We start from the raw sequence: 8331 nt of genomic DNA, 5'->3' as shown, positions 1-8331 counted from the left end.
CAGTCTGTTCGGCGGAACCGTATTCGCGGATGGGGGCTGGACGAGGGGCGTGGGCTGCCTGGGGGCGAGTGAAGACCCGGTGTCTACCGGGCAAGGGCCGATGTCGCGTTACGACAAATTCAACCTGAATCTGAACTGGTCAAGCGACTTCATGGCGGGACCGCTGCGAGCCCGGTACGCGGTGGCAGTGGGGGCGCAGTATTCGAAGGATGACCTGTACTACGACAGCAAGTTTGCAATTGGCGACCAGTCTACGGTGCGCGGTTTCAAGATCCGGTCTGCCTATGGGGATAGCGGCGTGTATATATCGAACACGCTGAGCTTTCCGCTTTTGACATCGATTGGATCGGTCACACCGTTGGTCGGTGTGGACTGGGGCGCGGTCGGGAACAAGGGCGAAACGGGCAATGGTGGCTGGATCGGCGGGGCTGCGGGCGGGGTCCGGGTGTCGACGAAATGGGCCAATGCGGCGATGACCATTGGCAAGCCGTTCAGGGCGCTTCCAGGCATGGGGTACGGGGTGGTCTGGTATTTGAGCGCATCGGTCAACTATTAGTCGGACATGCAAAACGTAGTTGAACCAAGCCCTGCAAGGGATTGGCGGGAGTCGGATGTGCTGCGAACTCCCAGAACGCATATCGATCTGTTTTAAAACCTGGGAGCTGGAGCGTGCCGACATGACCGACGATTTCTTCCGAAGCCGCCTTGATTCGATGATCGACCTGCGCCATCCGCTTGCGGTGCTCGCGACGCGCATGCCGTGGGCGCAGCTCGAAGCTACGATGGCGCCGCTCGAAGCTACGATGGCGCCGCTGTTCGCGCATCGCAATCGTGAAGGCATTGCTGCGCAGGTGATCGATCTGTTCGGCGCGACAGCACAACTTGCCGGCGCGGGCGTGAGCGCAGCGGCGCCGACCGCGCTAGCCGATTCGCCGCATGCTCGGGTTGCTCTACTTGAAGCACGCGTTCAATGAGAGCGACGAGTCGGTGTGCGAGCGCTGGGCGGAGAGCGTGTACTTTCAGTACTTCTGCGGCGAGGAATACTTCCAGCCGCGGCTGCCGTGCGATCCGACCAATTTGGGACGCTTTCGCCAGGTGCTCGGCGAAGCCGGCGTCGAGGAGCTGCTGGCAACGACGATCGCGGCGGCGGCAAACATGAAGATGGTCGAGCCTTCCGAATTCGAGGCGGTGATCGTCGATACGACCGTCCAGGAGAAGGCCGTCGCGTTTCCGACCGACAGCCGGCTGCTGGAAGTGGCGCGTGCGAAGCTGGCGCAACGTGCCGGGCTGACGCTGAAGCAGACGTACGAGCGCGAAGGCAAGATACTGCGCCGTCGCGCCGGCGGCTACGCGCATGCGAAGCAGTACAAGCGGCTGCGCCGTGTCCTCAAGCGACAGCGCACCGTGCTCGGCCGGTTGTTGCGCGACATCGAGCGCAAGATGGCGGCGGCCACTGAAGTGCATCAAGCGACGCTGAAGGTTTGGCTCGAACGGGCATGGCGGATCTGCCGCCAGCAGAAGAAGGACAAAAACAAGCTGTATGCCCTGCATGCGCCGGAAGTCGAATGCCTCTCGAAAGGCAAAGCGCGCCAGCCATACGAATTCGGCGTGAAGACGAGTCTGGCGATCACCGAGAAGAGCGGCCTGATCGTCGGCGCGCGTACCTTCACGGGCAACCCGTACGACGGCCACACGCTGGCCGCACAGCTTGGGCAGACGCGCATCCTGTTGGAAGCCGTGCCAGGCGATCCGCAGCCGAAGACGGTGCTGGCCGACCTGGGCTATCGTGGAGTCGATGCCGAGCTCGGCTCGGTCAAACTGATTCACCGCGGCAAGTACAAGACACTGAGCGAGAAGCAGCGCAAGTGGCTCAAGCGACGTCAGGCGGTCGAACCGATCATCGGCCACGTCAAACAGGATCACGGACTGCGGCGCTGCTGGCTGAAGGGTGCCAGCGGCGATGCGTTGCATGCGGTGCGGTGCGCGACGGGCTTCAACCTGCGCTGGTTGCTGCGCGCGATTGCCCGACTGGGCATCGGGCCAGTCTCGTTGCGCTTGCTTCGGCACGTCAAAAGTGCGGCTTTCGCGCATCTTTTCCTCACCATAGCCCGGCAATTACGGGTTGGCGTACCCATGCGCTTGCCATTTCGATGGGCGGCGGTGTTGACGCACGCGATTCAACTCGCGACGAGGTCGCGTTGCGCGCAGCTCGAAACGACCGCCTGAATTTCGCATGTCCGACTTATTAGCCGCGGGCCACGCACATGCGAACTGGCGATCGTCTCGCCGAGATTCGAATCAACACATGGTGTGGGATGCAAATGATCAGCAATGCAGAGGAATTGAATTGTGAACAGGAATATGTTTCGTTTGGTGCCGAGCATCGTGGCGGGCATGCCGGTGTCGGAGGTGTCGCGCGGGATCGGCAAGGGCGGTAGGGGTAAAACGCGCGCACAACGTCGTAGCGGTCTGGCGAGCGCGGCTTTGCTTGGGATGATGGGGCCGTCATTGGTGTTCGCGGCGGTGGTGGCAGATCCGAACGGGGGCGCGCAGCGGCCGGACATGACGACGACGGCGAACGGGACGGACCTGGTCAATATCGTGGCGCCGAACGCCGCGGGGTTATCGCACAACAAGTTCAGCGAGTTCAGCCCGGTCGGGCGCGGGGTGGTGTTGAACAACAGCGTGCAGCCCGGGGAATCGCAGATTGGCGGCCAGGCGATGCGGAACCCGAACCTGACGCAGCCGGCCAAGGCGGCGTTGCTGGAGGTGACGCAGCAACGCAGCGCGTTGCAGGGCACGCTGGAGGCGTTTGGCGGCAAGCTCGACGTGGTGGTGGCGAATCAACACGGTGTGACGATCAACGGCTTGACGACGTTGAACGTGGGCCGGCTGGGCGTGACGACGGGGCAGGTGCTGCCGCAAGCGGACGGGACGTTGCGTGTTGGTGTGACACAAGGCGACGTGCTGATCGACCATGGGGGCATCGATACCAAGGGCCTGAACATGTTTGACGTGGTGAGCCGAAACATTGTCGTCACCGGGCCGATCAGCGACTCGAGTGGCGTGGGTGCCGACGTGCGTTTGGTGGCGGGGATGAATACCTACGATCCGCGGACCGGCCAGGACGCGGCGACGGCGCCGGACGGCGCGAAGGCACCGGCGTTGGGCATTAGCGGTGGGGCGCTGGGGGCTATGTACGGCCGGCACATTGTGCTGGCGAGCACGGAGTCGGGCGTGGGGGTGCGACACGACGGCGCGATCACGTCGATGAATGACATCCAGGTAAATGCGAATGGCGAGGTGACGCTGGGCGGGCCGCTGCGGGCGGCCCGGCAGGTCACGATCGAAGCGTCGCAAGCAGGGTCTAGCGCGAGCGTGCAGGACGTGAGCGCGGACGGCGCGGTGATCGTGTCCGCAGGTGGGCACGTGGCGATCAATGGGGCTGCTGCTGCGGGAGCTGATGTGGTGCTGCTGGGGAGCAGGGTGACGGCCGGCCAGATGAGCGCGCAGCGCGATGTGTTGGTGATGGCGGCAGATGAAGTGAAGTTCAATGGGCCGGTGAACGCGCAGCGCGACGTATTGGTCGATGCCCAAGGTGACGTAGCAGGCAGCGAGTGGGTCAAGGCTGGACGGAACGTGCAAGCCGGCGCGGCGGCGAATCCGGCGGGCGCGGTAGAGGTCGAGGATATGCAGCAACTCAAGGCCCAAGGTGACGTGGCGAATAGGCGGCGGGTCAAAGCCGGACAGAACGAGCAAGTCGGCACGGCCGCGAAGCTTCCGGCCGCGGGGGGACAGACGGCGGCCCTCACGGAGCCGACGCGTGAGGTCGAAGTGGGCGGCGATTGGCTGTCCAGGTCGGATGGTGCGCCAGGCATGCCGACGACGTTGTCGGGCGCGAGCGAGCAAGTAATTTCCGACGATCCGACGATGGAGTCTGCACAATCCGCTAGGTCTACGGCGACGGCGGGCGGGCATTCGGGTTCGTTCATACGCCTCGGAGATAGTCACATCGCCAAGTTGACCACTCCCCGGGAGGCGGAGACGTACGTGAGGTACCGCGGTCTCCTTCGGGGCGTCGTTCCCGACACCGTGTCGCTTGAAGGGGGGAATGAGCTCCCCGGTGTCACGTTTCGGCAGAAGCGGGCGCTGCAGGAATTGAGGGAGTGGGCGAATTGGAACGACAAGCGGGTTATCGTTATGCAGGCCCTGGGCGCGAAGATTCGAACGGAGGACAAGATAGAGCTGGACATCAAGATCGGTGCCAGTACGGTGTCGCGCACCGAGTTGATCCGCTCCGGGAGTACTCGCTTGCAGGCCATGAGCAAGAAGGCGAGGTTGACGACGGCTGACCTGCTGCGGCGCTCGCGCTCGCTGGTTGGAGATGATCGTGGCTATACGCTTGCCGGTCGCACAATTGGGGGGATTGCACTCGATGCGAAGAGCTCCCGCAACTCTGTTGGCCGTTCCAGCGAATCGCGAATTCGCGAGATGCTGGATTGCTCGCCCGATACACGTTGGCAGAACGCGCAGCACCTTCTCGGGCAGTTGAAGACGATTCGACAGACGATGATTGAGTTGCCTCTCACCTTCGTAGCCTCCAGCGTCCTGATTTCAATCGACAAACGGAATCCGGAGAACTCGGTCGCCCGGCTTATCGATCTCGCGCACCCGGTGCTACCTTCCGAAAATGATGACTATGAGAAAGTCAATCGCCGGTTCGAGAACGGTCTCAACAAACTTATTACACTCTTTGAGCAAGTGGAAAAATAAAAAGGGGCCGTTTTTTCGAAACAGGGATTGTCAGTGGCGTTGGTGGGGAGGATGCCGTGTTCCGGTTCGACGAAGGCCTGAAGGCTGAAGCCATTGACCACGCCGGTGTGCAGCCCACAAAGTAACGGGATGGCCGAGAGCTTCGTGAAGACGATGAAACGCGACTACGTCGCCTTCATGCCGAAGCCGGACGCAGCGACTGCTGCACGCAACTTGGCCATCGCGTTCGAGCATTACAACGAGAAGCATCCCCATAGCGCGCTGAAATACCGCTCGCCTCGCGAGTTCCGGCGCTCGATGGATTCAGCAACCTTAGTGTGACGATGTGTCCGGTATTACAGGGGCAACTCCATCAAGTTTCAACTGGTCCGAAAATTCCCGGGCAAGTCAAAATATGAAAGCCTGCGCGACATCGTCGTGGCGCGCTTGTGTAATAGCACAGACTTGGCGACCAAGTATGCGGCTTCATCTTCTCGCGAATGTAGCGCTGGCGGCCCTCGTTCGCGAGATTCTGCTATGGGACCAGAGTTATGCTCGTTATCTCTTCGACTACTGCAGCGCAAATCAAGTCAGACCGACTTCAAGTAAGCAACGCAAATGCTCCGGCCTTGCAGCGCGCGGATACCTACACACCGTATGCACACGCGCTAGTAGGCGTCCGACAAGGTGGATGCACAGCGTCGGGAATGCCGACACGTCACGCCAGCGAGCACGCGTTGAACCAGCCTAACCCATCGACCGGTCGCGCCACGACTATCGCGGACCATCTCGGCATCCGTCCCGACCGCACGGGCATGACGCCCCCGGCTGACCAGAACCTGTCTTCCGCGAGGCCGAGTGCGACGCGACTAGCGCATGACACGTGTGGCAAGAGCGCCGCCACACTCGATACGAGCGCCACGACGGCAGCATCCGGCAGGATGGGGGCAACGGAGGGGGGCGAGGGTTCGGACGTGGGACCGGGGGGAGAAAATCTTGGCTTTCAACTGCGCTGGGCACGTAGCGAGTCGCGCAATCGGCATGACGGGCTGGTCGAGGCCGATCGTGCCATGAATGACGAGAGGCAACCGAGACAATTCGGAAAACTAACGCGTTCGGTGAGCCGCTCCGATCACCCAGAAATAGGCGTTCGGGTGCCTCGCGCGCCGTTGTCGAGTCAGGCGCACATCGGCACACAGCTGTACCAGATCGGACCTGATACGTCACCGATCGTAAAGCAGTTTTTGCAGAATACGCTTTCGAACAACCGTTACGAATCGCTTGAGCATTTGCAAACCCGAGCAGAGAACTACTTGAGATATCGCAGAGCGGAGGCCAATATCCTGCGTGCGACCACAGAAGCGCTCGGGAAGCCCGAGTCTGCAGTGTTCAAGCAGACGGCATGGATGGGACACCTGGAACGTGGACTCTGGTACGCGGAAGATCGATTTGGTGGCAACGATCGCGAGCAACTAGGTAAAGAGGCGCTAGGCTTGTCGGAGCCGCTACCAGGTTCACCATTTCACGGCGTTCGCGGGCTCAATTTATCCGATAGCACGCGATCTGCCTTTTCGATGATGCTGCGCGGTGCTGCTGGACCGTTCACGCAGGAACAGGCGAGCGCCGGATTCGAACTCGCGCAGACCGGCCAAGTGCTGGCGGGACGGCTGGGGATCCATGAGCGCATGAAATTCCGCGAAGACAACCGCGTCGACGCTCAGCGGAACGGCACGCACTCCATTCGCACGCAAGGCGGCATGGACCTTTCTCAGGACATGGGCACGACAATGCGCGACAAGGCCGGGCTGCCCATCATGAGCGGAACCTCTGGTTCCTCCTCGGACGCCGTCATCGCGACGCGTTTTGCCGCTGAGCGATCGAGTACATCTTGGGCCGCGCCCGGTTTGAGCGAAGCGGAGGGCCGTAAGGCGATCATGGACCTGTCGCATCACTATTTCCGTGCGGAAGGATCCAGCACGCCGCCAGCCATGGCAAGCGGTATCAACAAGATTCGTGACGAAGCGGGCCTGGACAAGAAAGACGTGAACACGCTGGATATATTCACGCATAGCTATCCCGAAATTCACGCTGGGGTAGCGCTGACGCCTGCCGGCGCGTCGGGCTCCGATGAGAAGGCCATGCATGAGGCTACACAAGAGGTGGCGCGTCTGCTGCGCGAGGCTGGATCTATCGAGACCGGACGCTCTTGAAGGCTTCGCGCGGGTTCTGATACAAATCGTTCGCTCTATTGCCATCAACGTCACACGATCAAGTCGTTCAGCGTCGGCAGTGCTGTTAGAAATTTGGCAGGTGCGGTTCCGTTGCCGTGACCGATTCCTTTGCATCTAAAAGAAGCAAGCGCCCATCTTTTGATTGCTGCCACTGCTCCACCTACTGGATTTTTCATGAAAATCGCTCCTTCACTAATTAGTCTCAGCTCGTACACTGCGCTCGACGCGAAGTCCGTGGCGTCCGGCGCTGGTCGAGCGGGCGTCGCTGAGAGTCAGGCCGCCAAGCGAAAGCTGCCGCTTGACCCGCATCGGCTTCGCGATGTGACGTATATCGGTGTTGGTAGCAGTATCGCGTTTTTGTTGAACGAGCTGAACGGTCGGCAGGATGAGCATTCCGATGAGCTGCCGTTTTGGGGCAAGGTGACGATCATCGGTGAACGGGACGCGTGGCAGCCGAGCGTGCGAGGCGCGGGCTACATCAATCATCAGCACGAGATCATCGATCAATGGAGTGACCGCGCGCCGCATTACAATCCAGGCTATGCCGACCGCGCGACGTTTTCCGCAGGCAACGATGCGCAGATCGAGCGTGCAACTAGGCTGGGAGCCGAACGTATCAACGAGAGCATCACCAGTGTCCAGCGCCTAGACGACGGGAACTATCGGATCACGCTCGGTAGCGGCTATGTTGTCGATAGCAAGCAGGCTGTGCTCGGTATCGGTGCGGGGCCGCATACGAGTGTCTGGGGCAACTCGGACAATAAGTCGAGAGCCGAACAAAGCCTCAGCAACATCACCATCGCGTCGGAACATAAAGAGGTGCTCCGCAACGAAGGACGGGTGCTCGATCTCGATGAGTTCATGCGTGCCGCCGATGCAGGACCTGAGCGGTTCAAAGGCAAGACTATTGCGGTGCATGGCCCCAACGCCGGAATCGACGCAGTAGAACGGGCTGGCGAATTGGGTGCGAAGGTTGAATGGCTCGTGCGCAGTACAGGGCCCGTCCTGCTCGATGGTAATCAACTCAAGTACGCGCCCGACAGTGCCAAGAATGCGCTTCGTAAGGTGGATACTCTATCAATCTCGCGGAACGACGATGGTCGAATCACGCTTTCATGCCAGGCACCGGGCACCGGCGAGGCCACTAAGTTCGACGCTGACTTCTATGTCTATGCACTCGGCCAGGACCTCGATCAACCGGGCGCGGTTGGCAGCGTGCTCGGCAGCGCATTGATCTCGCAGCTTGAGCCGATATATGACTACGACCAAGTATATTCCGACAAGCCCTATCAGACGGTGCTCGGCCTGCAGAGCCGAGGCGCCATAGGGGGGCAGGGTTTACTGATCG

4 protein-coding genes and 3 pseudogenes are annotated in these 8331 nt (G+C 61.1%); 6 read left to right on the top strand and 1 reads right to left on the bottom strand.

The genetic code is table 11. The features are described from left to right. From ACPUER_RS35375 to ACPUER_RS35355, 5 genes and pseudogenes are all read left to right on the top strand, one after another. A partial coding sequence (locus ACPUER_RS35375; protein WP_425133403.1) for a ShlB/FhaC/HecB family hemolysin secretion/activation protein occupies nt 1–556 on the top strand: 556 nt, incomplete at its 5' end. A gap of 121 nt (nt 557–677) precedes the next feature. Beyond that, nucleotides 678–2226 (top strand): annotated as a pseudogene (locus ACPUER_RS35370) (IS5 family transposase). Nucleotides 2227–2361: 135 nt separating this feature from the next. Further along, the gene (locus ACPUER_RS35365; protein ID WP_425133404.1) at nt 2362–4773 is read left to right on the top strand and encodes an inositol polyphosphate kinase family protein; all 2412 of its coding nucleotides are present in this window, start codon (nt 2362–2364) and stop codon (nt 4771–4773) included. 84 nt (nt 4774–4857) lie between these two features. Continuing rightward, a pseudogene (locus tag ACPUER_RS35360) lies at nt 4858–5094 on the top strand (integrase core domain-containing protein); the annotation flags it as partial. A 728-nt stretch (nt 5095–5822) separates the two neighbouring features. Beyond that, nucleotides 5823–6962: a secretion protein EspV gene (locus tag ACPUER_RS35355; RefSeq protein WP_425133402.1), complete on the top strand. Its 1140-nt coding sequence runs from the start codon at nt 5823–5825 to the stop codon at nt 6960–6962. A 50-nt stretch (nt 6963–7012) separates the two neighbouring features. Here ACPUER_RS35355 and ACPUER_RS35350 read toward each other — a convergent pair whose 3' ends face one another. After that, nucleotides 7013–7159 carry a hypothetical protein gene (locus tag ACPUER_RS35350; RefSeq protein WP_425133401.1) on the bottom strand — a complete coding sequence of 49 codons (147 nt, stop codon included), beginning with the start codon at nt 7157–7159 and terminating at the stop codon, nt 7013–7015. Between ACPUER_RS35350 and ACPUER_RS35345 the strand changes: the two are divergent. After that, nucleotides 7158–8331 (top strand): annotated as a pseudogene (locus ACPUER_RS35345) (hypothetical protein); the annotation flags it as partial. The gene ACPUER_RS35350 and the pseudogene ACPUER_RS35345 overlap by 2 nt on opposite strands.

Source organism: Burkholderia sp. DN3021, assembly GCF_049805555.1.
GTDB lineage: Bacteria > Pseudomonadota > Gammaproteobacteria > Burkholderiales > Burkholderiaceae > Burkholderia > Burkholderia pyrrocinia_C.
The sequence above is the reverse complement of the archived record's forward strand: the minus strand, read 5'-3'. Positions and strand labels throughout refer to the sequence as shown.